21 protein-coding genes and 3 rRNA genes are annotated in these 25,622 nt (G+C 68.3%); 11 read left to right on the top strand and 13 right to left on the bottom strand.

Features of this window, described 5'->3' with window-relative positions; translation table 11 throughout:
• The first annotated feature begins 20 nt into the window (after window positions 1-20).
• From DC008_RS16220 to rrf, 3 genes are all read left to right on the top strand, one after another.
• Window positions 21-1,546, top strand: a 16S ribosomal RNA gene (locus tag DC008_RS16220).
• Between the two features lie 308 nt (window positions 1,547-1,854).
• Window positions 1,855-4,976, top strand: a 23S ribosomal RNA gene (locus DC008_RS16215).
• 90 nt (window positions 4,977-5,066) lie between these two features.
• Window positions 5,067-5,183, top strand: a 5S ribosomal RNA gene (gene rrf / locus DC008_RS16210).
• Together the 16S, 23S and 5S rRNA genes form the textbook arrangement of a ribosomal RNA operon.
• A gap of 71 nt (window positions 5,184-5,254) precedes the next feature.
• On the opposite strand, the gene DC008_RS16205 is transcribed toward rrf, so the two are convergent.
• Both DC008_RS16205 and DC008_RS16200 read right to left on the bottom strand, forming a co-directional pair.
• The gene (locus DC008_RS16205; protein WP_108707600.1) at window positions 5,255-5,932 is read right to left on the bottom strand and encodes a response regulator; all 678 of its coding nucleotides are present in this window, start codon (window positions 5,930-5,932) and stop codon (window positions 5,255-5,257) included.
• Complete coding sequence (locus DC008_RS16200; RefSeq protein ID WP_108707599.1) at window positions 5,929-7,191, bottom strand: sensor histidine kinase; 1,263 nt, start codon at window positions 7,189-7,191, stop codon at window positions 5,929-5,931. Before DC008_RS16200 ends, DC008_RS16205 begins: the two co-directional genes overlap by 4 nt.
• A gap of 85 nt (window positions 7,192-7,276) precedes the next feature.
• Between DC008_RS16200 and DC008_RS16195 the strand changes: the two genes are divergently transcribed.
• The gene (locus tag DC008_RS16195; RefSeq protein WP_235075196.1) at window positions 7,277-7,840 is read left to right on the top strand and encodes a GNAT family N-acetyltransferase; all 564 of its coding nucleotides are present in this window, start codon (window positions 7,277-7,279) and stop codon (window positions 7,838-7,840) included.
• A 28-nt stretch (window positions 7,841-7,868) separates the two neighbouring features.
• Here DC008_RS16195 and DC008_RS16190 read toward each other — a convergent pair whose 3' ends face one another.
• The 7 genes from DC008_RS16190 to DC008_RS16160 all read right to left on the bottom strand — a co-directional run bounded on the left by DC008_RS16190 (window position 7,869) and on the right by DC008_RS16160 (window position 15,849).
• Complete coding sequence (locus tag DC008_RS16190) at window positions 7,869-9,437, bottom strand: type IV secretory system conjugative DNA transfer family protein (protein ID WP_108707597.1); 1,569 nt, start codon at window positions 9,435-9,437, stop codon at window positions 7,869-7,871.
• 12 nt (window positions 9,438-9,449) lie between these two features.
• Window positions 9,450-10,862 (bottom strand): ATP-binding protein, encoded by a 1,413-nt coding sequence (locus DC008_RS16185; protein ID WP_108707596.1) that lies wholly within the window; start codon window positions 10,860-10,862, stop codon window positions 9,450-9,452.
• Window positions 10,863-10,868: 6 nt separating this feature from the next.
• Window positions 10,869-12,428, bottom strand: a complete 1,560-nt coding sequence (locus tag DC008_RS16180) for an SCO6880 family protein (RefSeq protein WP_055624820.1) — start codon at window positions 12,426-12,428, stop codon at window positions 10,869-10,871.
• Window positions 12,425-13,747, bottom strand: a complete 1,323-nt coding sequence (locus DC008_RS16175; protein WP_108707595.1) for a hypothetical protein — start codon at window positions 13,745-13,747, stop codon at window positions 12,425-12,427. Before DC008_RS16175 ends, DC008_RS16180 begins: the two co-directional genes overlap by 4 nt.
• Window positions 13,737-14,543, bottom strand: coding sequence for a DUF8175 domain-containg protein (locus DC008_RS16170; protein WP_108707594.1), 807 nt, complete (start codon window positions 14,541-14,543; stop codon window positions 13,737-13,739). Before DC008_RS16170 ends, DC008_RS16175 begins: the two co-directional genes overlap by 11 nt.
• A 195-nt stretch (window positions 14,544-14,738) precedes the next feature.
• Complete coding sequence (locus DC008_RS16165; RefSeq protein WP_055624817.1) at window positions 14,739-15,047, bottom strand: hypothetical protein; 309 nt, start codon at window positions 15,045-15,047, stop codon at window positions 14,739-14,741.
• Window positions 15,048-15,372: 325 nt separating this feature from the next.
• Window positions 15,373-15,849, bottom strand: coding sequence for a MarR family winged helix-turn-helix transcriptional regulator (locus DC008_RS16160; RefSeq protein ID WP_208645896.1), 477 nt, complete (start codon window positions 15,847-15,849; stop codon window positions 15,373-15,375).
• Window positions 15,850-16,061: 212 nt separating this feature from the next.
• On the opposite strand from DC008_RS16160, the gene DC008_RS16155 reads away from it, so the two are divergent.
• A complete protein-coding gene (locus DC008_RS16155) occupies window positions 16,062-17,021 on the top strand; it encodes an alpha/beta hydrolase (protein WP_108707593.1) in 960 nt (319 codons plus the stop codon).
• A 21-nt stretch (window positions 17,022-17,042) separates the two neighbouring features.
• Here DC008_RS16155 and DC008_RS16150 read toward each other — a convergent pair whose 3' ends face one another.
• Window positions 17,043-17,408, bottom strand: coding sequence for a DUF1330 domain-containing protein (locus DC008_RS16150; RefSeq protein ID WP_108707592.1), 366 nt, complete (start codon window positions 17,406-17,408; stop codon window positions 17,043-17,045).
• A gap of 250 nt (window positions 17,409-17,658) precedes the next feature.
• Between DC008_RS16150 and DC008_RS16145 the strand changes: the two genes are divergently transcribed.
• On the top strand, window positions 17,659-18,603 hold the full coding sequence (locus tag DC008_RS16145; protein WP_374207470.1) for a C40 family peptidase: 945 nt from the start codon (window positions 17,659-17,661) through the stop codon (window positions 18,601-18,603).
• Window positions 18,604-18,798: 195 nt separating this feature from the next.
• A complete protein-coding gene (locus tag DC008_RS16140) occupies window positions 18,799-19,506 on the top strand; it encodes a phosphatase PAP2 family protein (protein ID WP_108707591.1) in 708 nt (235 codons plus the stop codon).
• Between the two features lie 62 nt (window positions 19,507-19,568).
• On the opposite strand, the gene DC008_RS16135 is transcribed toward DC008_RS16140, so the two are convergent.
• Entirely contained in the window at window positions 19,569-21,128 is a 1,560-nt protein-coding gene (locus DC008_RS16135) for an FAD-binding oxidoreductase (protein WP_108707590.1), read from the bottom strand.
• A 168-nt stretch (window positions 21,129-21,296) separates the two neighbouring features.
• Here DC008_RS16135 and DC008_RS16130 point away from each other — a divergent pair, with 168 nt between their 5' ends.
• Both DC008_RS16130 and DC008_RS35435 read left to right on the top strand, forming a co-directional pair.
• Entirely contained in the window at window positions 21,297-22,136 is an 840-nt protein-coding gene (locus tag DC008_RS16130; RefSeq protein WP_108707589.1) for an SCO4651 family lipoprotein, read from the top strand.
• A 100-nt stretch (window positions 22,137-22,236) separates the two neighbouring features.
• On the top strand, window positions 22,237-22,413 hold the full coding sequence (locus DC008_RS35435; RefSeq protein ID WP_164492314.1) for a hypothetical protein: 177 nt from the start codon (window positions 22,237-22,239) through the stop codon (window positions 22,411-22,413).
• Window positions 22,414-22,428: 15 nt separating this feature from the next.
• Here DC008_RS35435 and DC008_RS16125 read toward each other — a convergent pair whose 3' ends face one another.
• Window positions 22,429-22,809, bottom strand: coding sequence for a metal-sensitive transcriptional regulator (locus DC008_RS16125; protein WP_108707588.1), 381 nt, complete (start codon window positions 22,807-22,809; stop codon window positions 22,429-22,431).
• A 235-nt stretch (window positions 22,810-23,044) separates the two neighbouring features.
• Between DC008_RS16125 and DC008_RS16120 the strand changes: the two genes are divergently transcribed.
• Both DC008_RS16120 and pitH read left to right on the top strand, forming a co-directional pair.
• Entirely contained in the window at window positions 23,045-23,665 is a 621-nt protein-coding gene (locus DC008_RS16120; RefSeq protein ID WP_055624809.1) for a DUF47 domain-containing protein, read from the top strand.
• A gap of 7 nt (window positions 23,666-23,672) precedes the next feature.
• Complete coding sequence (pitH, locus tag DC008_RS16115) at window positions 23,673-24,671, top strand: low-affinity phosphate transporter PitH (RefSeq protein ID WP_108707587.1); 999 nt, start codon at window positions 23,673-23,675, stop codon at window positions 24,669-24,671.
• 123 nt (window positions 24,672-24,794) lie between these two features.
• On the opposite strand, the gene pstB is transcribed toward pitH, so the two are convergent.
• Window positions 24,795-25,571, bottom strand: coding sequence for a phosphate ABC transporter ATP-binding protein PstB (gene pstB, locus DC008_RS16110; RefSeq protein WP_055624831.1), 777 nt, complete (start codon window positions 25,569-25,571; stop codon window positions 24,795-24,797).
• Window positions 25,572-25,622 lie beyond the last annotated feature (51 nt).

Here is a 25,622-nt window from a genome sequence, read left to right as displayed (position 1 = left end):
CACCCGATCACGGGTAAACATTCACGGAGAGTTTGATCCTGGCTCAGGACGAACGCTGGCGGCGTGCTTAACACATGCAAGTCGAACGATGAACCACTTCGGTGGGGATTAGTGGCGAACGGGTGAGTAACACGTGGGCAATCTGCCCTGCACTCTGGGACAAGCCCTGGAAACGGGGTCTAATACCGGATACTGAGCCACTTGGGCATCCAAGTGGTTCGAAAGCTCCGGCGGTGCAGGATGAGCCCGCGGCCTATCAGCTTGTTGGTGAGGTAATGGCTCACCAAGGCGACGACGGGTAGCCGGCCTGAGAGGGCGACCGGCCACACTGGGACTGAGACACGGCCCAGACTCCTACGGGAGGCAGCAGTGGGGAATATTGCACAATGGGCGAAAGCCTGATGCAGCGACGCCGCGTGAGGGATGACGGCCTTCGGGTTGTAAACCTCTTTCAGCAGGGAAGAAGCGAAAGTGACGGTACCTGCAGAAGAAGCGCCGGCTAACTACGTGCCAGCAGCCGCGGTAATACGTAGGGCGCAAGCGTTGTCCGGAATTATTGGGCGTAAAGAGCTCGTAGGCGGCTTGTCACGTCGGTTGTGAAAGCCCGGGGCTTAACCCCGGGTCTGCAGTCGATACGGGCAGGCTAGAGTTCGGTAGGGGAGATCGGAATTCCTGGTGTAGCGGTGAAATGCGCAGATATCAGGAGGAACACCGGTGGCGAAGGCGGATCTCTGGGCCGATACTGACGCTGAGGAGCGAAAGCGTGGGGAGCGAACAGGATTAGATACCCTGGTAGTCCACGCCGTAAACGGTGGGCACTAGGTGTGGGCAACATTCCACGTTGTCCGTGCCGCAGCTAACGCATTAAGTGCCCCGCCTGGGGAGTACGGCCGCAAGGCTAAAACTCAAAGGAATTGACGGGGGCCCGCACAAGCGGCGGAGCATGTGGCTTAATTCGACGCAACGCGAAGAACCTTACCAAGGCTTGACATACACCGGAAACGTCCAGAGATGGGCGCCCCCTTGTGGTCGGTGTACAGGTGGTGCATGGCTGTCGTCAGCTCGTGTCGTGAGATGTTGGGTTAAGTCCCGCAACGAGCGCAACCCTTGTCCCGTGTTGCCAGCAGGCCCTTGTGGTGCTGGGGACTCACGGGAGACCGCCGGGGTCAACTCGGAGGAAGGTGGGGACGACGTCAAGTCATCATGCCCCTTATGTCTTGGGCTGCACACGTGCTACAATGGCCGGTACAATGAGCTGCGATACCGCGAGGTGGAGCGAATCTCAAAAAGCCGGTCTCAGTTCGGATTGGGGTCTGCAACTCGACCCCATGAAGTCGGAGTCGCTAGTAATCGCAGATCAGCATTGCTGCGGTGAATACGTTCCCGGGCCTTGTACACACCGCCCGTCACGTCACGAAAGTCGGTAACACCCGAAGCCGGTGGCCCAACCCCTTGTGGGAGGGAGCTGTCGAAGGTGGGACTGGCGATTGGGACGAAGTCGTAACAAGGTAGCCGTACCGGAAGGTGCGGCTGGATCACCTCCTTTCTAAGGAGCACTTCTTACCAACTTCGGTTGGTCAGAGGCCAGTACATCAGCGAATGTCTGATGCTGGTTGCTCATGGGTGGAACGTTGACTACTCGGCACGGTCCAGGATGGACCAGGCGCTAGTACTGCTCTTCGGGGCGTGGAACGCTGATCTGGTCAACTGACTGTGTCGGGCACGCTGTTGGGTGTCTGAAGGTACGGCCGTATGGTCGCTTTCAGTGCCGGCCCCAGTGCACTCGAGCTTCTGCTCGGGGTGATGGGTGGTTGGTCGTTGTTTGAGAACTGCACAGTGGACGCGAGCATCTGTGGCCAAGTTTTTAAGGGCGCACGGTGGATGCCTTGGCACCAGGAACCGATGAAGGACGTGGGAGGCCACGATAGTCCCCGGGGAGTCGTCAACCAGGCTTTGATCCGGGGGTTTCCGAATGGGGAAACCCGGCAGTCGTCATGGGCTGTCACCCGCTGCTGAACACATAGGCAGTGTGGAGGGAACGCGGGGAAGTGAAACATCTCAGTACCCGCAGGAAGAGAAAACAACCGTGATTCCGGGAGTAGTGGCGAGCGAAACCGGATGAGGCCAAACCGTATGCGTGTGAGACCCGGCAGGGGTTGCGCATTCGGGGTTGTGGGATCTCTCTTTCATGGTCTGCCGGCCATGAGACGAGTCAGAAACCGTTGATGTAGGCGAAGGACATGCGAAAGGTCCGGCGTAGAGGGTAAGACCCCCGTAGTCGAAACGTCAGCGGCTCGTTTGAGAGACACCCAAGTAGCACGGGGCCCGAGAAATCCCGTGTGAATCTGGCGGGACCACCCGCTAAGCCTAAATATTCCCTGGTGACCGATAGCGGATAGTACCGTGAGGGAATGGTGAAAAGTACCGCGGGAGCGGAGTGAAATAGTACCTGAAACCGTGTGCCTACAAGCCGTGGGAGCGTCGGGCGAGCACTTGTGCTTGCCTCGTGACTGCGTGCCTTTTGAAGAATGAGCCTGCGAGTTTGCGGTGTGTTGCGAGGTTAACCCGTGTGGGGAAGCCGTAGCGAAAGCGAGTCCGAATAGGGCGATTCAGTAGCGCGCTCAAGACCCGAAGCGGAGTGATCTAGCCATGGGCAGGTTGAAGCGGAGGTAAGACTTCGTGGAGGACCGAACCCACCAGGGTTGAAAACCTGGGGGATGACCTGTGGTTAGGGGTGAAAGGCCAATCAAACTCCGTGATAGCTGGTTCTCCCCGAAATGCATTTAGGTGCAGCGTCGTGTGTTTCTTGCCGGAGGTAGAGCACTGGATAGGCGATGGGCCCTACCGGGTTACTGACCTTAGCCAAACTCCGAATGCCGGTAAGTGAGAGCGCGGCAGTGAGACTGTGGGGGATAAGCTCCATGGTCGAGAGGGAAACAGCCCAGAGCATCGACTAAGGCCCCTAAGCGTACGCTAAGTGGGAAAGGATGTGGAGTCGCAGAGACAACCAGGAGGTTGGCTTAGAAGCAGCCACCCTTGAAAGAGTGCGTAATAGCTCACTGGTCTAGTGATTCCGCGCCGACAATGTAGCGGGGCTCAAGCGTACCGCCGAAGTCGTGTCATTGCGATATGTACCCCAACGGGGATCGTGATGGGTAGGGGAGCGTCGTGTGCCGGGTGAAGCAGCACCGGAAGGTAGTTGTGGACGGTTCACGAGTGAGAATGCAGGCATGAGTAGCGATACAAACGTGAGAAACGTTTGCGCCGATTGACTAAGGGTTCCTGGGTCAAGCTGATCTGCCCAGGGTAAGTCGGGACCTAAGGCGAGGCCGACAGGCGTAGTCGATGGATAACCGGTTGATATTCCGGTACCCGCTGTGAAGCGTCAAACATCGAATCCAGTGATGCTAAGCCCGTGAAGCCGCCGGCTGAGTCTTCGGACGAGGTCGGAGTGGTGGAGCCGGTGACCCGAGCTGGTAGTAGGTGAGTGATGGGGTGACGCAGGAAGGTAGTCCATCCCGGGCGGTGGTTGTCCCGGGGTAAGGGTGTAGGACGGTGTGTAGGCAAATCCGCACACCATTGAGTCTGAGACCTGATGCCGAGCCGATTGTGGTGAAGTGGATGATCCTATGCTGTCGAGAAAAGCCTCTAGCGAGTTTCATGGCGGCCCGTACCCTAAACCGACTCAGGTGGTCAGGTAGAGAATACCGAGGCGTTCGGGTGAACTATGGTTAAGGAACTCGGCAAAATGCCCCCGTAACTTCGGGAGAAGGGGGCCACATCCGGTGAGAGGACTTGCTCCTCGAGCTGGGGGTGGCCGCAGAGACCAGCGAGAAGCGACTGTTTACTAAAAACACAGGTCCGTGCGAAGCCGTAAGGCGATGTATACGGACTGACGCCTGCCCGGTGCTGGAACGTTAAGGGGACCGGTTAGTCCGATTTCGGTCGGGCGAAGCTGAGAACTTAAGCGCCAGTAAACGGCGGTGGTAACTATAACCATCCTAAGGTAGCGAAATTCCTTGTCGGGTAAGTTCCGACCTGCACGAATGGCGTAACGACTTCTCGACTGTCTCAACCATAGGCCCGGTGAAATTGCACTACGAGTAAAGATGCTCGTTTCGCGCAGCAGGACGGAAAGACCCCGGGACCTTTACTACAGTTTGATATTGGTGTTCGGTTCGGCTTGTGTAGGATAGCTGGGAGACTGTGAAGCTTGGACGCCAGTTCAGGTGGAGTCGTCGTTGAAATACCAGTCTGGTCGTGCTGGATGTCTAACCTGGGTCCGTGATCCGGATCAGGGACAGTGTCTGATGGGTAGTTTAACTGGGGCGGTTGCCTCCTAAAGAGTAACGGAGGCGCCCAAAGGTTCCCTCAGCCTGGTTGGCAATCAGGTGTTGAGTGTAAGTGCACAAGGGAGCTTGACTGTGAGACCGACGGGTCGAGCAGGGACGAAAGTCGGGACTAGTGATCCGGCGGTGGCTTGTGGAAGCGCCGTCGCTCAACGGATAAAAGGTACCCCGGGGATAACAGGCTGATCTTCCCCAAGAGTCCATATCGACGGGATGGTTTGGCACCTCGATGTCGGCTCGTCGCATCCTGGGGCTGGAGTCGGTCCCAAGGGTTGGGCTGTTCGCCCATTAAAGCGGTACGCGAGCTGGGTTTAGAACGTCGTGAGACAGTTCGGTCCCTATCCGCTGTGCGCGTAGGAGTCTTGAGAAGGGCTGTCCCTAGTACGAGAGGACCGGGACGGACGAACCTCTGGTGTGCCAGTTGTCCTGCCAAGGGCATGGCTGGTTGGCTACGTTCGGGAGGGATAACCGCTGAAAGCATCTAAGCGGGAAGCCTGCTTCGAGATGAGGACTCCCACCCACTTGATGGGGTAAGGCTCCCAGTAGACGACTGGGTTGATAGGCCGGATCTGGAAGCACGGTAACGTGTGGAGGTGACCGGTACTAATAGGCCGAGGGCTTGTCCTCAGTTGCTCGCGTCCACTGTGTTGGTTCTGAAACCACGAACAACCCCATGCCATGGTCACGGTGTGGTGCGGTTGGACAGTTTCATAGTGTTTCGGTGGTCATAGCGTGAGGGAAACGCCCGGTTACATTCCGAACCCGGAAGCTAAGCCTTACAGCGCCGATGGTACTGCAGGGGGGACCCTGTGGGAGAGTAGGACACCGCCGAACAATTTTTGGGAAAGGGCTCACACCTTATGGTGTGGGCCCTTTCCGCATTTCCGGAGCTTTTTCGGAGTTGTTCAGGACGGGTGCACCAGGCCTGTGTCGTAGGCCAGGATCACCGCCTGGATGCGGTCCCGGGAATTCGTCTTGGCCAGGATGCGGCCCACGTGGGTCTTCACCGTCGATTCGGCGAGGTGCAGACGCGTCGCTATCTCGCTGTTCGTCCAGCCCTGGCCCACCACGGTGAGGATCTCCCGTTCGCGTTCGGTGAGGGCGGACAGGCGTGGGTCCTCACCCGTCACCACAGGGGCCCTCTCGGGAGTTCCTGACGGCAGGTGGTGGACGTAGGCGTCCAGGAGGCGACGGGTCACGCTGGGGGCGACCACCGCGTCACCCGTGGCCACCGCCCGGATGCCGGCCAGGAGTTCCTCCGGCTGGGCGTCCTTCACCAGGAAGCCCGAGGCGCCGGCGCGGAGTCCGGCGTAGGCGTACTCGTCCAGGTCGAACGTGGTCAGGATCAGGACCCGGGTGCGGTCTCCGGCGGCCGTGATGCGGCGGGTCGCCTCGATGCCGTCCAGGCCGGGCATGCGGACGTCCATCAGGACCACGTCCGGATTCAGTTCCGCCGTCATACGGACCGCTTCGCTGCCGTTGGCGGCTTCGCCGAGGACGGTCATGTCGTCCTGGCTCTCCAGGAGCATGCGGAAGCCGAAGCGCTGGAGGGTCTGGTCGTCGGCGATGAGGACGGTGGTCACTGCGGGGGTTCCTCCGGGAGGCTCAGACGGACGCGCCAGCCGCCCGCAGGGTGCGGGCCGGCCTCAAGTGTGCCGCCGTACAGGGCCGTTCGCTCGCGCATTCCGGGCAGGCCGCGGCCGTCCGGGCCCGGTGCGGGGCCGCCCCGGCCGGTGTCGGTGACCGTGGCGGTGACGGCGCCCCTCTCCTCGTACGACAGCTCTATGCGGGCGGTGGTGCCGGGGCCCGCGTGTTTGAGGGTGTTGGTGAGGGACTCCTGGAGGACTCGGTAGACGGTGAGCTGGCGGCCGGTGGAGAGGGACGGGGTGCCGGTGACCGTGAGGTCGAGGGGGAGGCCGGCCGCGCGGCCGCCGCTCACGAGCTGGTCGAGGTCGGTGAGGCCGGGCTGGGGGGCGAGTTGGAGGCCCGAGGTCTCGTCGGGGTGGTCCTCCTCGCGCAGGACGTCCAGGAGGCGGCGGAGTTCGCCCAGGGCCTGGCGGCTGGTCGTGGCGATGGCGTGCAGGGCCTGGGTCGCGCGCTCCGGGGACTTGGCGGCGGCGTACTTTCCGCCGTCCGCCAGGCCGGTGATGACGGAGAGGTTGTGGCCGATGATGTCGTGCATCTCCCGGGCGATCCGGGCGCGTTCGGCGGCCGCGGCGAGCCGGGCCTGCTGGTCGCGTTCGATCTCCAGGCGGCGGGCGCGGTCCTCGAGGGTCTCGGTGTGGTCGCGGCGGGTGCGGACGGTGATGCCGATGGCCGTCGCCACGGCGAACGTCATGAGGACGGGGACGATGTCCTGGTCCGGGCCGCCGCCCTGCGGATGGCGTACGGCCGTCACGGCGGCGCTCGCGGCGAGGAGGGCCGCGGCCCACCACAGGGTACGGGCGGGGCGGCGCAGGGCGATGTGGAAGACGACCAGCAGGTGCAGCATGACGGCCTGGAGGACGATGCCCGTCCAGGCGTTGACGAGGGCGAACGGGGTCAGCGCCAGGAGGACGGTGCGCGGGTGGGTGCGGCGCCACAGGAGCGGCACGGACAGGGCCAGGCTGAGGGTGAGGACGAGCCAGCGGGGGCTGTCGGGGGCGCGGGTGACGGTGAGCCAGCCGCCGCCGTAGTAGTCGATGAGGGCCGCCGTCACCCAGAAGCCGGTGAGGTGCAGGTCCCAGACGAGCGGACGGCGTGCGTCGAAGGCGCGGACGCGGCGGCTGACGCGCTGGACGTACTGGGTCAGCGGCTCGGCCGTGCGTGCCCCGGTGGCTGGTTGCTCCGTCACGTCGTCCATCGTGCGGGTTCTTCGCGACCGGTCCCAGAGGCGTGGGGCGTATTCCGGATGAGCGATGTCGTACCCGGGTACTACGGTTGCCGTCATGTGCACCGAGAGCTATGTGATCAGGTCGATACGGGCGGACGAGTGGCCGGCCGTGAAGGAGCTGCGCCTCGCCGCGCTCCAGGACCCGGTCGCGCACCTGGCGTTCCTGGAGACGTACGAGGACGCCCTGACCCGGTCGGACGCCTACTGGCAGGAGCGGGCGGCCGGAGCGTGCGAGGGGGCCGACGGGGCGCAGCAGATCATCGCCGAGCGGCCGGACGGGGTGTGGGTCGGTACGGCCACCGTGCTGATGGAGGAGCCGGGCACGACGGACTGGGCCGGGCTGCCGGTGGAGCTCAAGCAGGGGCATGTCGTCGGGGTGTTCGTACAGCCCGAGGAGCGCGGGAGCGGGCTGACGGACGTGCTGTTCGACGCCGCCCTGGAGTGGGCCTGGTCGCGGGGCGCGGAGCGGGTGCGGCTCATCGTGCACGAGGACAACGCGCGGGCGCAGCGCTTCTATCGGCGGGTGGGGTTCGAGCCGAGCGGTGTGGTCATGCCGCTCGGGGGGCCCGGGGGCGACGAGGAGATGCGTGAGCTGGAGTTCGTCATCGAGCGGCCCTGACCGGTGGGCCCTCGGCCGGGGAGTCTCGTCAAGCGGGGAGCTCGGCGTGCGGCCAGCGGGAGCGGGCCTGTTCGCGGGACCGGAGCAGGGCCAGGGTCGGCATACCCCGGTCCGCTCCGGTGGCCAGCAGCTCCGGCACCTGGGGAAGCGGAGCCACGGCGGCGACGTCGTCCAGGACGAGCGTCATTGGTGGGTCGAGGCGACCGGAGGATGACCGTTCGGCCATGCGCCGGCCGCGCTCGACCACGCTTGCGGCCAGGGCCGTCAGAAGGGGCATGGCGCCTGGTTCGGCTCTGGGATCCTCGATGGATTCACCCACCACGTAAAGCGTGCCCGTTTCGTGGACGAAGGAATCCAGGGTGAGGGTGTCGGTTCGGTGGGGAGTGCATGACTCCCGGATGTTGACCCTGGAGAGGGCGGCGAGCGCCCGGGTGGTCAACTCCTGGGCCATGTCCCGGCGTTCCGGGTGGGCGGTCAGGGCCGCCTCCAGCTCCCCCGCGGCGCCCGCCGCGGCCTTCGGGTGGGTCCGCAGGATGCGGACGGCGTCCTGGATCTGGCTTCCCTGGGACCAGCGGTGGACGTGCCGGACGGTACGGCCGTCGACGGCGGCGGCGTGCAGATAGCTGCGCAGCAGGGTCTCGGCGGTGTCGCCGAGCGCCTGGTCCAGCCGGGAGGTGGGGCGGACCGGGGCGAGCAGTGAGGCGGCCCGGGCGGCGGCCGTCGCCTTGTCCTCGCAGCCGCTGGTGGGCGACCAGTGGAGGCGGGCCGGGGTGTCGCACAGGTGGGTGGGGTCGTACAGGAGGACCGGGCCCAGCTTGCCGCGGGCGTCCTTGGTGTCCTGCCAGAGCGCCGGGTTGGACGTGACGACGAGCGCGGCGCCCTCGGCGTCGAGGACGGCCTGGACGGCGCTGCGCAGGCGGGCGTCCCTGGGTGCCACGAGGAGTGTGTCGCGGGTGGTGAGGGCGTCCGGGAGGGGCGCGAGGGCCGTCTCGGCCAATGCGGGGGCCTTGTTCCCCAGCGGGGCGGCCGGCCCGGCGATCGCTTCCGGGTGCTGCCCGACGGCAACTTCCTGCGTCGGCCGCACGGCTTCCTGCGTCGGCCGCACGGCCTCCGGCGCCGGGCGTACCGCCTCCGGCACGGGCTCGGGTTCCGTGCGCGGGGCCGGTACCTCGTGTTGCGGAGTGTCCCGGCGTACGCGTCCGGCGTACGGGTGTCCCGCGCGGCGGGCGGCGCGGACGGCGCGCCAGCGGGCCAGCGTGCCCATCACGAACACGGTGAGCACGACCAGCACCATCAACTGGCCGATGAACAGGCCCCAGAACAGCCCGTAGCCGGACAGCTGTCCCGCCGGCGTGTCCGGCCAGGCGCCCGCGAGGTCGTGGGCGTCGCCGATCAGGGCGCGCATGGCGAGCGGGGTGCGGGAGACCGTGACGCCGTCCGGCCACGACCCGTGTGCGAACAGGCCCGCGAGGCCCGTCGCCGTCCACACCATCAGGGTCATGCCGAGGAGGAAGCCGAGCATGCCGATCAGCAGGCCGTCGGGAATGCCTCCCTGGCCCTCCCGGTCCCGGCGCTCCCCGCGGTCGTCCGGTCTCACGCTCGCCTCCCCCTACGCCACCGTCGATTCCGAGTCGCCCAGATGCTGCTCCACGAAGGCCGCCGCCCGCTCCTCCGCCTCCAGTTCGGCGGCGCGCAGGGCGTCGTCGGCGAGGTGGTCGGCGGACGACTCGGTCATCGCGCGGTCGGTGAAGACCAGCGGGCGTTCGGACTCCGTGATCAGGTGTTTGACCACCTGCACATTGCCGTTGACGTCCCAGACCGCGATGCCCGGGGTGAGCGACGGGATGATCTCCACGGCCCAGCGGGGCAGGCCGAGGACACGTCCGGTCGCCCGTGCCTCGTCGGCCTTCTGCGCGTAGATCGTCCTGGTCGACGCCATCTTCAGGATGGCCGCGGCCTCCTTGGCCGCGGCGCCGTCGACGACGTCGGACAGATGGTGGACGACGGCGACGAAGGACAGACCGAGGCGGCGGCCGAACTTCAGCAGGCGCTGGAACAGCTGGGCCACGAACGGGCTGTTGATGATGTGCCAGGCCTCCTCGACCAGGAAGATGCGCTTCTTCCGGTCGGGGCGGATCCACGTGTGCTCCAGCCATACGCCGACGATCGCCATGAGGATCGGCATGGCGATGGAGTTGCGGTCGATGTGGGACAGGTCGAACACGATGAGCGGCGCGTCCAGGTCGATGCCGACCGTCGTGGGGCCGTCGAACATGCCCCGCAGGTCACCGTCGACCAGCCGGTCCAGGACCAGCGCCACGTCCAGGCCCCACGCCCGTACGTCGTCTATGGCGACGTTCATCGCCTCCGCCGACTCCGGTTCGGGGTGGCGCAGCTGCTCCACGATGTCGGTGAGGACCGGCTGCCGTTCGACGATGGTCTCGTTGACGTAGGCGTGCGCGACCTTCAGCGCGAAGCCGGAGCGTTCGTCCAGGCCGTGGCCCATCGCCACCTCGATGATCGTGCGGAGCAGCGCGAGCTGGCCCGTCGTGGTGATCGAGGGGTCGAGGGGGTTGAGACGGATGCCGTGGTCGAGGGCGGCCGTCGGGTCCAGCCGGATCGGCGTTATGCCCAGCTGCTCGGCGATGAGGTTCCACTCGCCGACACCGTCCTCGCCCTGGGCGTCCAGGACGACGACCTGGCGGTCGCGGAAGCGGAGCTGGCGCAGGACGTACGTCTTCTCCAGCGCCGACTTGCCGTTGCCGGACTCGCCGAGGACCAGCCAGTGCGGGGCCGGGAGCTGCTGGCCGTACAGCTGGAAGGGGTCGTAGATGTAGCCCTTCCCGGAGTACACCTCGCGGCCGATGATGACGCCCGAGTCGCCGAGACCGGGGGCGGCGGTCGGCAGGTACACCGCCTGCGCCTGGCCCGTGGACGTGCGCACCGGTGGCCGGGTCGTCTCGACCTTCCCGAACAGGAAGGACGTGAAGGCGTCGGTGAGGACGGACAGCGGGTCCCGCATCAGGTCCTACCTCCGAATGCCGGTGGCGAAGGGGAGTGTGTTCACGAATGCCCGGTGGTGCTCGCGGTCGCACCACTCCAGCTTCAGATACGACTTTCCGGCCGACGCCCGGATGGTCCGCTTGTCGCGGGCCAGGGCTTCGGGGGAGCGGGACGAGACGGTGATGTAGCCGACCAGGTTGACGCCCGCGGCGCCGCTCGCGAGGTCCTCGCCGCGCTGGTCGAGGCGGTTGTGGGCGGCGATGTCGCGGGGGTCGACCGTGCGGTTCATCTTGGCGGCGCGGCTGGCCTCGGCCTCGTCGTTGGTCTTCTCGGTGAGCATGCGCTCGATGGCGATCTCGGTGGGTTCGAGGTCCATCGTGACGGCGACCGTGCGGATGACGTCCGGGGTGTGGACGAGCAGCGGCGCCAGGAAATTGACGCCGACCGGGGTCATCGGCCACTCCTTCACCCAGGCCGTGGCGTGGCACCAGGGCGCGCGGGTGGAGGACTCACGGGTCTTCGCCTGGAGGAACGTCGGCTCCATGGCGTCGAGCTCGGCCGGCCACGCGTTGCGCCGGGTCATCGCCTGGATGTGGTCGATGGGGTGGTCCGGGTCGTACATGGAGTGGATCAGCGACGACAGCCGGCCCTGGCCGAGGGGCTGGCGGACCCGGATGTCGGCCTCCTGGAGGCGCGAGCAGATGTCGGTCAGCTCGCGGGCCATGACCACCGCCAGCCCGGCGTCCCGGTCGACCTTGCCGCGGCCGTGCGGGCGGGCGGCGCGGGCCATCGCCTGGGCCTCGGCGGCCAGTTCGCGCGTGTAGTGCATGCAGGCGACGAGGTAGGCGCGGTGCTGCTCGCTGCTCGTCGACACCATGGACTGCAGCTGGTCGTACGACTGCTGCAGCCAGGCCGGGGACCGGTCGTCGCCGCGGACGGCGACATCCTTGGCGTGGGCGTCGGGGTCGGCGGGCAGGGTGCGGGCCAGCATCTGCAGACGGGTCACGAAGCCGTCGTTGTTGGCGACGTGCTTCAGCAGGGTGCCGAAGCGGTCGACCAGGGCCTCCTGGTCCTCGGAGTCGCGCAGGCCGACGCCGGGGCCCTCGATCTCGATGGCGGCGGTGACGGTCCGGCGGTCGGCGTGCAGCAGCACGGCGATCTCGTCGGGCCCGAACGGGGCCGCCAGCCAGGTGATGCGGCCGATGCCCGGCGGCGGGCCGACCTCGACCTCACGCCCGTCGATACGGGTGCCGGCCTCCATGGCGGAGGAGCGGTAGGTGGTGCCCCGGCGCAGGGTGCGCTTGTAGCTGCGGTTGATCTCGAACCACTTGTAGAACGTCCGGTGCTTGTACGGCACGTAGACGGCGGCGAGCGCGAGCAGCGGGAAGCCCATGAGCAGCACGATGCGCAGGGACAGGCTCGGGACGAGGAGGCCGCACATCATGCCGAGGAACGCGCCGGCGATGATCAGCGCGATCTCGCCGGACTCGCGGTTGCGGCCGACGATGGCGTTCGGGCGGGCGCGGCCGATGAGATAGGTACGGCGGGGCGTGACCGGATGGGACACGTGGGACTCGGTCGTCAACGCCCGTCACCTCCTGGACGGTTGCTGCGGGTGTTGCCTGCGTGCGGGGTGTTCACCGGGCTGCTCGAACGGGGGGCCGGTGCGGCGGAGGGGACAGATCCGCCGCCGTTCGAGGAGCGCGAGCTGTGGGCGGCGACGCCGCCGGAGGCCGGGTTGGACGGGCGGGGACTGCCGGCCCCGCCTCCGCCGCCGTTGTTGTCGGCCCGGGAGCTGTGCGTCTTGATGCCCTGGGCGACGAGGGTGGCCGGGGAGCTGATGACGGCGGCGGCCTTGCTCTCGGCGCCGCGCATGATGCGGTTGTTGCGGGTGTTCGCGATCTCGTCGCCGAAGCCGGGGACGAAGCGGTAGATCATCGCCGAGGCGAAGATCGCGAGCAGGATGATCGCGAGGCCGGAGACCACGGCGGCGAGGGAGTCGGGGCCCTCCTCCGCGGCGAGGGCGCCGGCGAGGCCGAGGACGATGACGATGACCGGCTTCACCAGGATGACGGCGATCATGATGCCCGCCCAGCGGCGGACGTGGCCCCACAGGTCCTTGTCGACGAGCCCGGCGTACACGACGACGCCGAGCAGGGCGCCGACGTACAGCAGCACGGCCCGGATGTAGAGCTCCAGGTAGAGGACGCCTGCGGCGAGGATCGAGATCAGCGAGACCAGGATCAGCATGATCGGGCCGCCGCCGATGTCGTCGCCCTTCTCCAGGGCCTCGGAGAACGTGCCGAAGAACGTGTCGGTCTGGTTGCCGGTCGCCTTCGCCAGGACGTCGCTGACGCCGTCGGTCGCGGAGACGACGGTGTAGAGGATCAGGGGGGTGAAGGCGGACGCCAGCACCGTGAGCCACAGGAAGCCGATGGCCTCCGACAGGGCGGTCGCGAACGGCACGCCGCGCACGGCGCGCTTGGCGACGGCGAGCAGCCACAGGAGGAGGGTGAGGATGGCGGACGCGGCGAAGACGATGGCGTAGTGCTTCAGGAAGGTGAGGTTCGTGAAGTCGACCGTCGCGGTCTCCTTCACGGCCTCGCTGAGCCGGTCGACGGTCCACGCGGCGGCGTCGGCACAGCCCTTGGCGAGGGAGGAGAGGGGGTCGAGGGTGGTGGTGGGGTCGGTGAGGGAGGGGGTGCCGCCGCCACCGCCGGTTCCGCCCTGGTCCTTCTCGCAGTAGTCCTTGGCGGGGCCGACGATGAGGTCGCAGTTGTCACCGGACGGGGTGGGAGACGGTGTCGGTGCGGCGACGGCGCGCGTGGCCAGCAGGATGACCGCGGTCTGTGCGGTGGCGAGGGTGGCAGTGACCCTGAGCGCGCGGCGCGGGCTATCGGGCATACGTGAACCCTCCGTACGTATCGACGGCCTTGGCCATCTCGTCGGCGCTGGATGCCTTGTTGTCGCCCGGGACGGGCGCGGGGCCGTCCTTCTGGGAGAAGCTGTCGACCTTCCAGTCGTTGTTCGCCCAGCGCAGTTGCAGCGTCATGGTGAACCAGTCGCTGCTGGCCGGGTTGGTGGAGCTCTCCCCGGCCATGCCGAACACGCCCGTGCACCACACCTCGACGGCCGCTGCCGTGGCGGAGTAGCTCGTGACCTTGGTGCCGATCGGCACGGTGCGCGAGACGTACGTGTTACCCGCTGTGGCGGTGCCGTCGTCGTTCAAGCCGATGCTGCTGAGGAATTCCTTCGAGTAGGCCTTGTCGAACTTGGCGGCGAGTTCGGGCTGCCGGGCTTCGACGAACACCTGCCGGACGATGTCGGCACGGCGTTCGGGCTGCAGGATGTCGGCCGAGACCAGCGTCACCGCGAAGTTCGCCGCAGCGCTCTGCGCCCCCTGCTCGTCATGGGCGTACCCGCCGGGGATGCCCGCGGACTTGCCCTTGACCGGGCGCGTGCCCGTGGCCGCCGTGGACGAGGCGTCCGGCTTGTTCTCGTCGCCGGCGGACGCGCCGGAACCGTCGCCTCCACGGTTCGCGAAGGCGATCGCGGCGATGAGGAGCACGACCACGCCGACGACCGTGATCATGCTGCGGGACGACGAGCGGCCCCCTCTGCGCGCGCCCCCGTACACGTCACCACCGGCGTCGGGCAGCCGGGTGCGGGTCTGCCCCTCCCGATCGTCTCCCAGACTCATGCCGCGTACGCCCCCTCGGCGTCGGACGGATACACGTTGGAGTACGACGGTAGCCGCGCTGGTTCCCGCGCGGGCGCGGTGTGGTGACTCGACATCAGGGAGACGCAACCTCAGCCGGTGGGCACGACGGGTGGGTGGGGGACAGCGAGCCGGGCGTGCCCGGAAGGACGGCCGGAAGGACGGAGAGGTGAGGCGCTAGACGGCCATGCCGTACACGATGGTGAAGAGCGTGCCGAGGGAGCCGATGATGAAGACGCCCGTCAGGCCCGCCACGATCAGTCCCTTGCCCTGCTCGGCACTGAAGGTGTCCCGCAGCGCCGTGGCGCCGATGCGCTGTTTGGCCGCCCCCCAGATGGCGATGCCGAGACAGATCAGGATGGCGACCGCCATGACGACCTGGATCATTGTCTTGGCTTCGTTTCCCAGCGCTCCGAACGGACCCCAGTCCGGGGCGATCCCGCCGATGATGGTGTTGATGTCGCCCTTGTCGGCCGCAAAGAACATGTAAGTCACCGCCCCTGTTGGGTAGTTCCACGGTCCCCCCGCAGTGAGCAGAGGTCAGGTCTCATTCTCGCCGACAATGACGCTTCCGTATGTCGACTTGGCGTCATTGATGGTCGGGATTCGTACGAATAGCTCGTATGGTCACTCTGTGTATCACGCCAGGTTACGCCGGGCAACGAGGCCTGAGCGGAACCTGGGGTGTGGTTCTGTCGTTAGCCCCTCTTCGCGCCGGTGCCGCTTCTGGCGGCCTCCGGGGTGAGGGGTCGTGCCCGTGTTCTGCGGGTGAAGGCTATCCCGCCCGGGTGAACGCGCGCGTGACAGGGTGTCAGGCCTCGCTGGCCCCGCCGACGTTCGCCGTGATGAGCCGCAGAAGCTCTTTGGCCAGGGCGTCCTGTTCGGCCGTCAGGCCCATGGCGTCGCCGATCGCGAGCGGTACGGCGGCCGCGCGCTCGCGCAGCGCGGCGCCGGCCTCGGTGAGGCGCAGGGCGACCGACCGTTCGTCGTCGGGGCGGCGCTCGCGGCGCAGCAGCCCGCCCGCCTCCAGGCGCTTGAGCAGCGGCGACAGGGTGCTGGACTCCAGCTGGAGGGCCGCGCCGAGCTCGCGCACGGAGATCGAGTCCTGCTCCCAGAGCACCAGCATCACCAGGTACTGGGGGTAGGTCAGGCCCAGTTCGTCGAGAAGTGGCCGGTATCGAGCGGTCACCGCGCGGGAGGCGGCGTACAGGGCGAAGCAGAGCTGGTCGTCCAGGAGCAGGGAGCCGGGGTCGCGCGGGGGCGGATCGGGCGTCGGGGTCGGGCTCATCGCGGTCGCTCCTGGTGCGGCGGTTGCTTCCTGTGCGTTCTCCAAGTGTATCGAGTGCCATCTCATCGAGCCCTAAGAAGTCGACTACCAATCCATCGTTGCCTAATAAGTTGCGCACGACTTAATCGGGCGCTACTTTTACGTCGTGCCGCCGAACCCGGCAAGCCGGCCGGGCGGCCCTGCCCGCGGCACCCCGATCCGAGGAGATCGCCATGACCGAGTCCCAGCGCCCCGTTCTCGAGCCCGCCGCCCAGGCGTTCGCCGAGGCGACCGCGCAGCCGCCGTACCTCTTCGACCTCGGGCCGGAGGCCGGGCGCAAGGCCGTCGACGAGGTGCAGTCGGCGGAGGTGGCCAAGCCGGACGTCGACGAGGAGTGGCTGACCGTGGCCGGTGGGCCGACCGGGGAGGTCCGGGTCCGGATCGTCCGTCCGGCCGGGGCCACCGGGACGCTGCCGGTGATCGTCTATCTGCACGGCGCCGGCTGGGTGTTCGGCAACGCCCACACCCACGACCGTCTCGTCCGTGAACTGGCCGTCGGCGCCGGTGCCGCGGTCGTCTTCCCCGAGTACGACCTCTCGCCCGAGGCCCGCTATCCCGTCGCCGTCGAGCAGAACCACGCCGTGGCGCGCTGGGTCGTCGCCGAGGGCGCCGGGCACGGCCTCGACGCCGGCCGGATCGCCGTGGCCGGTGACTCGGTGGGCGGCAACATGGCGGCGGCGCTGACCCTGATGGCCAAGCAGCGCGGGGACGTCCCGCTGGTGGCGCAGGTGCTCTTCTACCCGGTCACGGACGCCTCGTTCGACACGGAGTCCTACCACCGGTTCGCCGAGGGGTACTTCCTGCGCCGGGACGCCATGCAGTGGTTCTGGGACCAGTACACGACCGACGCGGCCGAGCGCGCGCAGATCACCGCCTCGCCGCTGCGCGCCACCGTCGAGCAGCTCACCGGCCTCCCGCCGGCCCTCGTCGTCACCGCCGAGGCGGACGTGCTGCGGGACGAGGGCGAGGCGTACGCGAACAAGCTGCGCCAGGCCGGTGTGCCGGTGACCGCCGTGCGGTACCAGGGCGCGATCCACGACTTCGTGATGCTGAACGCGCTGCGCGGGACGCGGGCCGCCGACGGGGCCATCAAGCAGGCGATCGGCGTGCTGCGGGACGCCTTCGGGGCGTGACGGCGGCCCGGTGAGGGACCGTCAGCCGGCCGTCCCGCCATCGCCGGGCGCCAGGCTCGCGCGTACCGCCTGCGCCGTCGTGCCCGGGTCGTACCCCTCGGGGACCCCGTCGACCAGGATGATGTCGCCCCGCGCGTGGCGTGTGCGCAGCGGGGCGATCTCCCGGTAGGCGGGGGACTCCCACCAGGCGCGGGCCTCGGCGAGAGTGGGGAAGGCGATCATCACCACGGCGCCGGGCCAGTCGCCCTCGACCGTCTCGTGCGCGGTGCCGTGCACCAGGAAGCGGCCGCCGTACGGCTCGAAGGTCGCGGTGATGCGGTCGATGTACTCGGCGACCTCCGCGTGCGGGGTGACATCGCGCAGGTGGGCTATGGCGTAGGCGGGCATGGGGTCCTCCCGGAAGGGTCGGTTCGGTCGGAGCGAGCGGCCTGTGACCGGGATCGTGGCATGCCGGCCACGCGGGGGGCGATTACCCGCCGGGTCATGCGGGGGCGCCGGGTGGGCCGGTTGCCTGGGGCCGGGGGCGGGAAGCTCCTACACTGGCGCGGGCGGACTCCCGGCGGGTGAGGGGCGATTGACGGTGCGTAAGGCTTGGATCGTGGCGGGTTCCGCCGTCGCGGCGGGGCTGAGCTTCGTGATGGTGCTCGTCGTCGGGGTGTATCTCGTGGCCGGGAACCTGGCCGGCGGTCTGAGCGGTGGGGCCCGCAATCTGGCCAAGGGTGCGGTGCCGGCCGCGTATCAGGCGCTCGTGGAGAAGTGGGGCAACCTCTGCCCCGCCATCAACCCGGCCCTGCTCGCCGCCCAGCTGTACCAGGAGAGCGGCTTCAACCCGAAGGCGCAGAGCGCGGCGGCCGCCCAGGGCATCGCGCAGTTCATCCCGGGCACCTGGGCCACGCACGGCATCGACGGCGACGGCGACGGCGACCGTGACGTGTGGGACCCGGCGGACGCCATCCCGTCGGCCGCGTCGTACGACTGCTCGCTCGCCAAGTACGTGAAGGACGTGCCCGGCGACCCGAAGCGGAACATGCTGGCGTCGTACAACGCCGGGGCGTACGCGGTCATCAAGTACCGGGGCGTGCCGCCGTACAAGGAGACCCAGAACTACGTGAAGACGATCACGACGCTGGAGGAGAGCTTCGCCGCGCCGGTCTCCCGGCTCGACCCGAGCAAGCAGGCCGCCGGGGCCATCGCCTACGCGCAGAAGAAGCTGGGCACCCTGTATCTCTGGGGCGGCGACGGCACCGCCGAGGACGGCGGGCGCTTCGACTGCTCGGGGCTGACCAAGGCCGCGTACGAAAGTGTCGGGATCACGCTGCCCCGGGTCGCGAACGACCAGTGGAACGCGGGACCGCATCCGGCCAGGAACGAACTGCTGCCGGGGGACCTGGTGTTCTTCTCGGACGACCTGGGGAACTCACGGGCCATCCGGCATGTCGGCATTTATGTCGGCGGCGGGTACATGATCGACGCCCCGAGAACAGGTGCTGTGATCCGGTTCGACCCGATCGACACCCCCGACTACTTCGGCGCGACCCGGGTGACGGAGGATGGCGCGAAAGCGCTGCCCACGACGGTGTAGACGGAGCGTCAACCCTCCCCCTGAGCTGCGATGACGGGTCTCTCTTCGATAACGTCTGCGTGATCATTCAGTGGAGTGTGGAACGTAATGACAGGGACCGTGCGTTCCTGGTGACGTAGCCGGATCTACAACCACGGGGGTGGCGGAACGGCGTACGCAGGATGCGCCGAGAGACGATGAAGGGGCCGCGGCATCATGGCTGGACTCGCAGAATCCGGGTCGAACCCCGACGTCGAGCTGCTGTACGACATCAATGGCCTGGCCAAGGACGCACCGCACTGGTTCGACCGGGTCATGGAGTACGTCGGTGAGTACGGCGTGCTGCTCGGCCTGGTCCTCGCCGTGCTCTGGTGCTGGTGGACCGTACGGCGGCGCGGCGCGGAGGACGCGGCCTCCTCGGTGGCCGCGCTCGTGTGGGCGCCGCTGGCGGCGGGCATCGCCGTCCTCGTCAACGTGCCGATAAGGGGCTTCGTCGAACGCCCCCGGCCCTTCAACGACCATCAGGGCCTCGAGGTCCTGGTCAGCGGCAAGACCGACTACTCGTTCGTCAGCGACCACGCCACCATCGCGATGGCGCTCGGTGTCGCCCTGTTCGTCGCCAACCGGAAGTTCGGGCTCGTCGGTATCGGCCTCGCGCTGCTCGAAGGTTTCTGCCGGGTCTACATGGGTGTGCACTACCCGACCGACGTCGTCGGCGGCTTCGCGCTCGGCACCGCCGTCGCCCTGCTGCTGTCGCCCCTGGCCATGGCCCTGCTGACGCCGCTGATGTCCGCCATCGAGCGGTCGCCGCGCGCCGGCTGGCTGATCCGGGCCCGGGGAACCGCCGGTGACGACGGCGGCGCGGTGCTGCGCGGCTCCCGCAAGGACGGCTCCGGGGCCGAGGAGCGGGACCTGGCCGCCTGAGGCCTTAGAGCTCCGAACAGAAGTGGAGTCCGCGAGCCGGGCTCCACTTCTGTTCGGAGCTCTTACAGTGCCTGCGGGTAGGTGAAGAAGCCCTCCGGGTCGTACTGCCGCTTCAGCTTCGTCAGCCGGGTCGCCGCGTCCCCGTAGTACGCCGTGCGCCAGTTTCTCAGGGACGCGTCGGTGTAGTTCTGGTACGCGGCGCCCGAGGCGTACGGGCGCATCGCCTCGTGCGCGGCCGTCAGCCAGGACTGGACGGCGGTCCCGGACGTGCCAGCCCGCCACGAGCCGATGTACTGGGCCAGCATCCGCGAGCGGCGGTGCACGAACGCCGTCGCGGTGGGCGAGACCCGGTTCACGGCGCCGCCCAGGGCCGTCAGTGCGATGCTGCCGGAGCCGCCGCGGACCGACTCCATCTGCCGCATCAACGTCCGGATGCCGGCCGCCGACAGCGAACGGTCGAAGAAGTCCGACCTCGCCGCGTACGTCTCCCGGCCCAGCGCGCCCTGCGGGGAGCGGCCCGGAGTGTCGCCGGGCAGATGGCACCGCTCGTCCGAGAACGAGGAACAGCCCGCGTACAGCTCCATCGACTCCTCGTAGGAGCGGCGCTTGAGGACGACGTTGCGCGCGGGGCCGGGGCCGCCGGGGCCGTCGGCGAGGCGGTCGACGGCGTTCTGCAGCTCGCCGTAGGTGCCCAGCGAGAACGCCGAGACGGAGACGGTGGGGGTGGCGCCGGCGCCACCGAGGTGCAGCGCCGACCAGATCTCGTCCGGCTGGGAGGGGCCCCACTCCTGCCACGCCCGGATCACCGCGGCCGCCTTCGACCAGGGCCAGCTCATGTACGCGGTCACGGACTGCGGGGCGGGGTGCGTCTTGAAGTGCAGCTCCGTGACGACGCCGAAGTTGCCGTTGCCGGCGCCGCGCAGCGCCCAGAAGAGGTCCTTGTGCGTGGACGCGTCGGCGGTGAGCCGCTTGCCGTCGGCGGTGACGACGACGGCGCGGGTGAGGCTGTCGCAGGTCAGGCCGTAGGCGCGGGAGGTGACGCCGTGGCCGCCGCCCAGGGTGAGGCCGGAGACGCCGACGGTCGGGCAGGAGCCGGCGGGTATGGTCACGCCCTTCGCCGCGAGCGTCCGGTAGACGTCGATGAGCTTGGAGCCGGCGCCGACGACCGCGGTGCCGCCGGAGACCCGGATGCGGTCGAGCCGGGAGACGTCGACGATGAGGCGGCCGTCGCCGGAGGACCAGCCCGCGTAGCTGTGGCCGCCGTTGCGGATGGCGACCTTCAGACGGTGGGCGCGGGCGTAGGCCAGCGTGGTGCGGATGTCGTCGGTGTGGGCGACATAGGCGACGGCGGCGGGCTTCAGATGGTCGAAGCGGGTGTTGTAGAGCTGCCGGGCCGCAGCCCAGGAGGCGTCGCCGGGGCGTACGAGGGAGCCGTCGAGGTCACGGGCGAGCGCGGCCCAGGAGGCGGGGGCGGAGGCGGCGGAGGTGCGGGTCCGGGTGCCGGTCGCCTTCGGCGAGGACGACGACGGGGTTGCGCCGCCGCTCGCACCGGCCTCGCAGGCGGTGGCCGTCAGGGCGGTGAGCGCCGCCGCGGTACCGCCGATGAACGTACGCCGTTCCATGTCGCCTCCAGGGGTCACGTGGAACGAGACGGGGTGGTGCGCCGCGGGGTTCCACGACCGGGCCGCGAAGGCGCGACGCGCCCGGCGGCGTGACGGTGACTCCCACCGTTCGTTAAGCGGAACGACAAGGAGCCCGTGACGGACGTACCGGCTGGGGGTAGGCAGGCGATGGCGGAGAGGCAGCAGCACAGGCGCATGCGGGGAGCCGGCGTCGCGGTGGGTCTCCTGTGTGTCTGCCTCGCGGGCGGCGGATGCGCGCACAGCGGGGCCGCCGCCGAGGACGCCCGCGGCGGCGATCCGGTCGACGTGGTGCGCGAGGCCGCCGACGCGCTCGTGGACGCGCGCAGCTCCCGGGCGCGTACGTCCATGGAGATGGCCACCGGCGGCACCCGGGTCACCATCCGGGGCGAGGGCGTCTACGACTTCGGGCGGCAGCTCGGGCGGCTGAAGGTACGGCTGCCGCAGGACCCGGCGGGGACGGCCGGGCAGCGGCCGATCACCGAGCTGCTCGCGCCCGGCGCGCTGTTCATGAAGAACCGCGGCGCCGGTGTGCCCGCCGACAAATGGGTGCGGGTGGAGGCCCGGTCCCTGACCGACGGCAACCTCGTCACCGGCGGTGCCACCGACCCGTACGCCGCCGCCGAGGTGCTGCGGGGCGCCCGGACCGCGACGTACGTGGGGCGGGAGGAGATCTCCGGGACGCGGGTGCGGCACTACCGGGGGACCGCCGACCTGGGTGCCGCGGCACGCAGGGCGTCCGACGGGAACGCCCGGGCGCTCGCGGCGGCGGCGAAAGGGTTCGCCACGGACCAGGTGCCGTTCGACGTCTACCTGGACGACAAGGGGCTCGTCCGCAAGGTCAGACACCGCTTCAGCTTCGTCAACGGACAGCACCGCAGCGCCGTCGACGTGACCTCCACCACGGCGCTGTACGACTTCGGGGCCCCCGCCGACGTCCGGCTGCCGGACGACGACGACATCTACGCCGGGCAGATCGCCGAGGAGTAGAGGGGTCCCACCGGGGCATTGAGGACTAGCCCGTCCGTGCCATGCGCGGTCTGTAGGCCGCTCCCTACTCTAGGAAGCCGGTGACGGCAGAGAAGAGGTGATGCGCGTGGCTCCGGTCGGCGGTACGGCAGTTCAGGACCACGTGGCCCTCGCCGAGATCGAGCTGTGCGGAGAGCTGATCATCGCGGCGTCGGCCGCCCGTGAGGAGCGGCTCAGCCTGGAGAGCATCGACCAGGTGCTGCGGGTCGCGGAGGAGCGGGACACCCGGGCCCGCTGACGGGCGGGCGGAGGCTCAGGTCCGCAGCAGACGGCCGATGGCCTTCGTGGCCTCCTCGACCTTCGCGTCGATCTCGGCACCGCCCTTGAGGGCCGCGTCGGCGACGCAGTGACGGAGGTGCTCCTCCAGCAGTTGCAGCGCGAAGGACTGGAGCGCCTTCGTCGACGCGGAGACCTGCGTGAGTATGTCGATGCAGTAGACGTCCTCGTCGACCATGCGCTGCAGACCGCGGATCTGGCCCTCGATCCGGCGCAGCCGCTTGAGGTGTTCCGACTTCTGGTGGTGGTACCCGTGGACGCCGCGGTCGTGATCCGTCACGATGTCCGCGCCGGCCGTCGTCTCCACGGCGTCGGCGGCGGCGGAGGGCGCACCCGCGCCGGCCTCTGTGGTCGTCATCGCGTCCTCCCGACGTAAACCGCTTCTATACCCCTACCGGGTATATCGTATCGAACTTTGCCGGGTAGGGGCGTGACCACCACCACCCGTGGGCCGGGCCGACCCCGGCTTACGGGCGGCCCCCGTGCCGACCACTCTGCCTGATGGGCGACACTGGGAGGCGGCCCATTAGCCGTGGCCGGATGATGCGCCTAGCATCAGCCTGACCGAAACCGATGCATCCTGAGGACCACACGTGCGATTTCGTCTGACCCCCCGGGAGACGAGCTTCTACGACATGTTCGCCGCATCCGCGGACAACATCGTCACGGGCTCGAAGCTCCTGATGGAACTGCTCGGGGCGGACACCGCCGGCCGGGCCGAGATCGCCGAACGGATGCGGGCCGCGGAACACGCGGGTGACGACGCGACGCACGCGATCTTCCACCAGCTGAACTCCTCGTTCATCACGCCGTTCGACCGCGAGGACATCTACTCCCTCGCGTCGTCCCTCGACGACATCATGGACTTCATGGAGGAGGCCGTCGACCTGGTCGTCCTCTACAACGTCGAGGAACTGCCCAAGGGCGTCGACCAGCAGATCGAGGTCCTGGCGCGCGCGGCCGAGCTGACGGCCGAGGCCATGCCGAACCTGCGCACCATGGACAACCTCACGGAGTACTGGATCGAGGTCAACCGCCTCGAGAACCAGGCCGACCAGATACACCGCAAGCTGCTCGCCCACCTCTTCAACGGCAAGTACGACGCCATCGAGGTGCTGAAGCTCAAGCAGATCGTGGATGTGCTGGAAGAGGCTGCGGACGCCTTCGAGCATGTGGCGAACACGGTGGAGACCATCGCCGTCAAGGAGTCCTGACCCCTTCATGGACACCTTCGCTCTGATCCTGACCATCGGGGTCGCGCTCTTCTTCACGTACACGAACGGTTTCCACGACTCGGCGAACGCCATCGCCACCTCGGTGTCGACGCGCGCGCTGACGCCGCGGGCCGCGCTGGCCATGGCGGCCGTGATGAACCTCGCCGGTGCCTTCCTGGGCTCCGGGGTCGCCAAGACCGTCAGCGAGGGCCTGATCGAGACGCCCGAGGGCTCGACGGGCATGGGCATCCTGTTCGCGGCGCTCATCGGCGCGATCGTCTGGAACCTGATCACCTGGTACTTCGGGCTGCCGTCGTCGTCCTCGCACGCGCTGTTCGGCGGCATGGTCGGCGCGGCGCTGGCCGGCGGGACGAAGGTGTACTGGGACGGCGTCGTCGACAAGGTCGTCATCCCGATGTTCGTGTCGCCGGTCGTCGGCCTGGTGGCCGGCTATCTGGTGATGACGGCCATCCTGTGGATGTTCCGGCGGGCCAACCCGCACAAGGCCAAGCGGGGCTTCCGTATCGCGCAGACGGTGTCGGCGGCCGGTATGGCCCTCGGGCACGGCCTGCAGGACGCCCAGAAGACGATGGGCATCGTGGTGATGGCGCTGGTCATCGCCGACGTCGAGGACTACGGCGACCCGATCCCGGTGTGGGTGAAGATCGCCTGTGCGCTGATGCTGTCGCTCGGCACCTACGCGGGCGGCTGGCGCATCATGCGCACCCTCGGCCGCAAGATCATCGAGCTGGACCCGCCGCAGGGCTTCGCCGCCGAGACCACCGGCGCGTCGATCATGTTCGGCTCGGCCTTCATCTTCCACGCGCCGATCTCCACCACCCATGTGATCACCTCCGCGATCATGGGCGTGGGTGCCACCAAGCGGGTCAACGCCGTGCGCTGGGGCGTCGCCAAGAACATCGTCCTGGGCTGGTTCATCACCATGCCGGCGGCGGCGGTCGTCGCGGCCGTGTCCTTCTGGATCGTGGATCTCGCGGTCCTCTGAGGCCGTCTCGGTACGCCGTACGTACGTGGAAGGGCCCGCCCCCGGCTCCTGGGGGCGGGCCCTTCCTCTGCCTCGCGATGGCACCGCCATGCAGCACCGCGAGGGGTCCGGCGGGCGGCCCGGTCAGCCGAAGCGGCCCGAGATGTAGTCCTCGGTGGCCTGGACCGACGGGTTGGAGAAGATCCGCTCGGTGTCGTCGATCTCGATGAGCCGGCCGGGCTTGCCGACCGCGGCCAGGTTGAAGAACGCCGTGCGGTCGGAGACGCGCGCCGCCTGCTGCATGTTGTGGGTCACGATGACGATCGTGAACCGTTCCTTCAGCTCCCCGATCAGGTCCTCGATGGCGAGCGTGGAGATCGGGTCGAGGGCCGAGCAGGGCTCGTCCATGAGCAGGACGTCCGGCTCGACCGCGATGGCGCGGGCGATGCACAGCCGCTGCTGCTGGCCGCCGGACAGCCCCGAGCCAGGCCTGGCCAGCCGGTCCTTGACCTCGTTCCAGAGGTTGGCGCCCCGCAGGGACTTCTCGACGATGTCGTCCAGCTCGGACTTCTTGTAGGAGCCGTTGAGCTTCAGGCCGGCCGCCACGTTGTCGTACACCGACATGGTGGGGAAGGGGTTGGGGCGCTGGAAGACCATGCCGACCTCGCGGCGCACGGCGACCGGGTCGATGCCGGCGCCGTACAGGTTCTCGTCGTCCAGGAGGACCTTGCCCTCGACGCGGCCGCCCGGGGTGACCTCGTGCATCCGGTTGAGCGTGCGCAGGAAGGTGGACTTGCCGCAGCCGGACGGGCCGATGAAGGCCGTCACGGAGCGGGGCTCGACGGTCATGGAGATGTCCTCGACCGCGAGGAAGGAGCCGTAGTAGGCGTTGAGGCCGCTGACATCGATGCGCTTGGCCATGGGGATCACTGCTTCTTTCGTCCGGGTCGCTGACTGTGGCCGGCAGAGGGT

The organism is Streptomyces nigra (assembly GCF_003074055.1).
In the GTDB taxonomy this organism is placed as follows: domain Bacteria; phylum Actinomycetota; class Actinomycetes; order Streptomycetales; family Streptomycetaceae; genus Streptomyces; species Streptomyces nigra.
Note: the sequence above shows the minus strand (reverse complement) of the source record. Positions and strands in the feature narration are given on the sequence as shown.

Coding starts and splice junctions, on each gene's coding strand:
- DC008_RS16200 (WP_108707599.1), bottom strand. CDS start 7,191: ATGGACGACGTGACGGAGCAACCAGCCACCGGGGCACGCACGGCCGAG.
- DC008_RS16195 (WP_235075196.1), top strand. CDS start 7,277: ATGTGCACCGAGAGCTATGTGATCAGGTCGATACGGGCGGACGAGTGG.
- DC008_RS16185 (WP_108707596.1), bottom strand. CDS start 10,862: ATGCGGGACCCGCTGTCCGTCCTCACCGACGCCTTCACGTCCTTCCTG.
- DC008_RS16175 (WP_108707595.1), bottom strand. CDS start 13,747: ATGCCCGATAGCCCGCGCCGCGCGCTCAGGGTCACTGCCACCCTCGCC.
- DC008_RS16170 (WP_108707594.1), bottom strand. CDS start 14,543: ATGAGTCTGGGAGACGATCGGGAGGGGCAGACCCGCACCCGGCTGCCC.
- DC008_RS16165 (WP_055624817.1), bottom strand. CDS start 15,047: ATGTTCTTTGCGGCCGACAAGGGCGACATCAACACCATCATCGGCGGG.
- DC008_RS16160 (WP_208645896.1), bottom strand. CDS start 15,849: ATGAGCCCGACCCCGACGCCCGATCCGCCCCCGCGCGACCCCGGCTCC.
- DC008_RS16155 (WP_108707593.1), top strand. CDS start 16,062: ATGACCGAGTCCCAGCGCCCCGTTCTCGAGCCCGCCGCCCAGGCGTTC.
- DC008_RS16150 (WP_108707592.1), bottom strand. CDS start 17,408: ATGCCCGCCTACGCCATAGCCCACCTGCGCGATGTCACCCCGCACGCG.
- DC008_RS16145 (WP_374207470.1), top strand. CDS start 17,659: ATGGTGCTCGTCGTCGGGGTGTATCTCGTGGCCGGGAACCTGGCCGGC.
- DC008_RS16140 (WP_108707591.1), top strand. CDS start 18,799: ATGGCTGGACTCGCAGAATCCGGGTCGAACCCCGACGTCGAGCTGCTG.
- DC008_RS16135 (WP_108707590.1), bottom strand. CDS start 21,128: ATGGAACGGCGTACGTTCATCGGCGGTACCGCGGCGGCGCTCACCGCC.
- DC008_RS16130 (WP_108707589.1), top strand. CDS start 21,297: ATGGCGGAGAGGCAGCAGCACAGGCGCATGCGGGGAGCCGGCGTCGCG.
- DC008_RS35435 (WP_164492314.1), top strand. CDS start 22,237: ATGCGCGTGGCTCCGGTCGGCGGTACGGCAGTTCAGGACCACGTGGCC.
- DC008_RS16125 (WP_108707588.1), bottom strand. CDS start 22,809: ATGACGACCACAGAGGCCGGCGCGGGTGCGCCCTCCGCCGCCGCCGAC.
- pitH (WP_108707587.1), top strand. CDS start 23,673: ATGGACACCTTCGCTCTGATCCTGACCATCGGGGTCGCGCTCTTCTTC.
- pstB (WP_055624831.1), bottom strand. CDS start 25,571: ATGGCCAAGCGCATCGATGTCAGCGGCCTCAACGCCTACTACGGCTCC.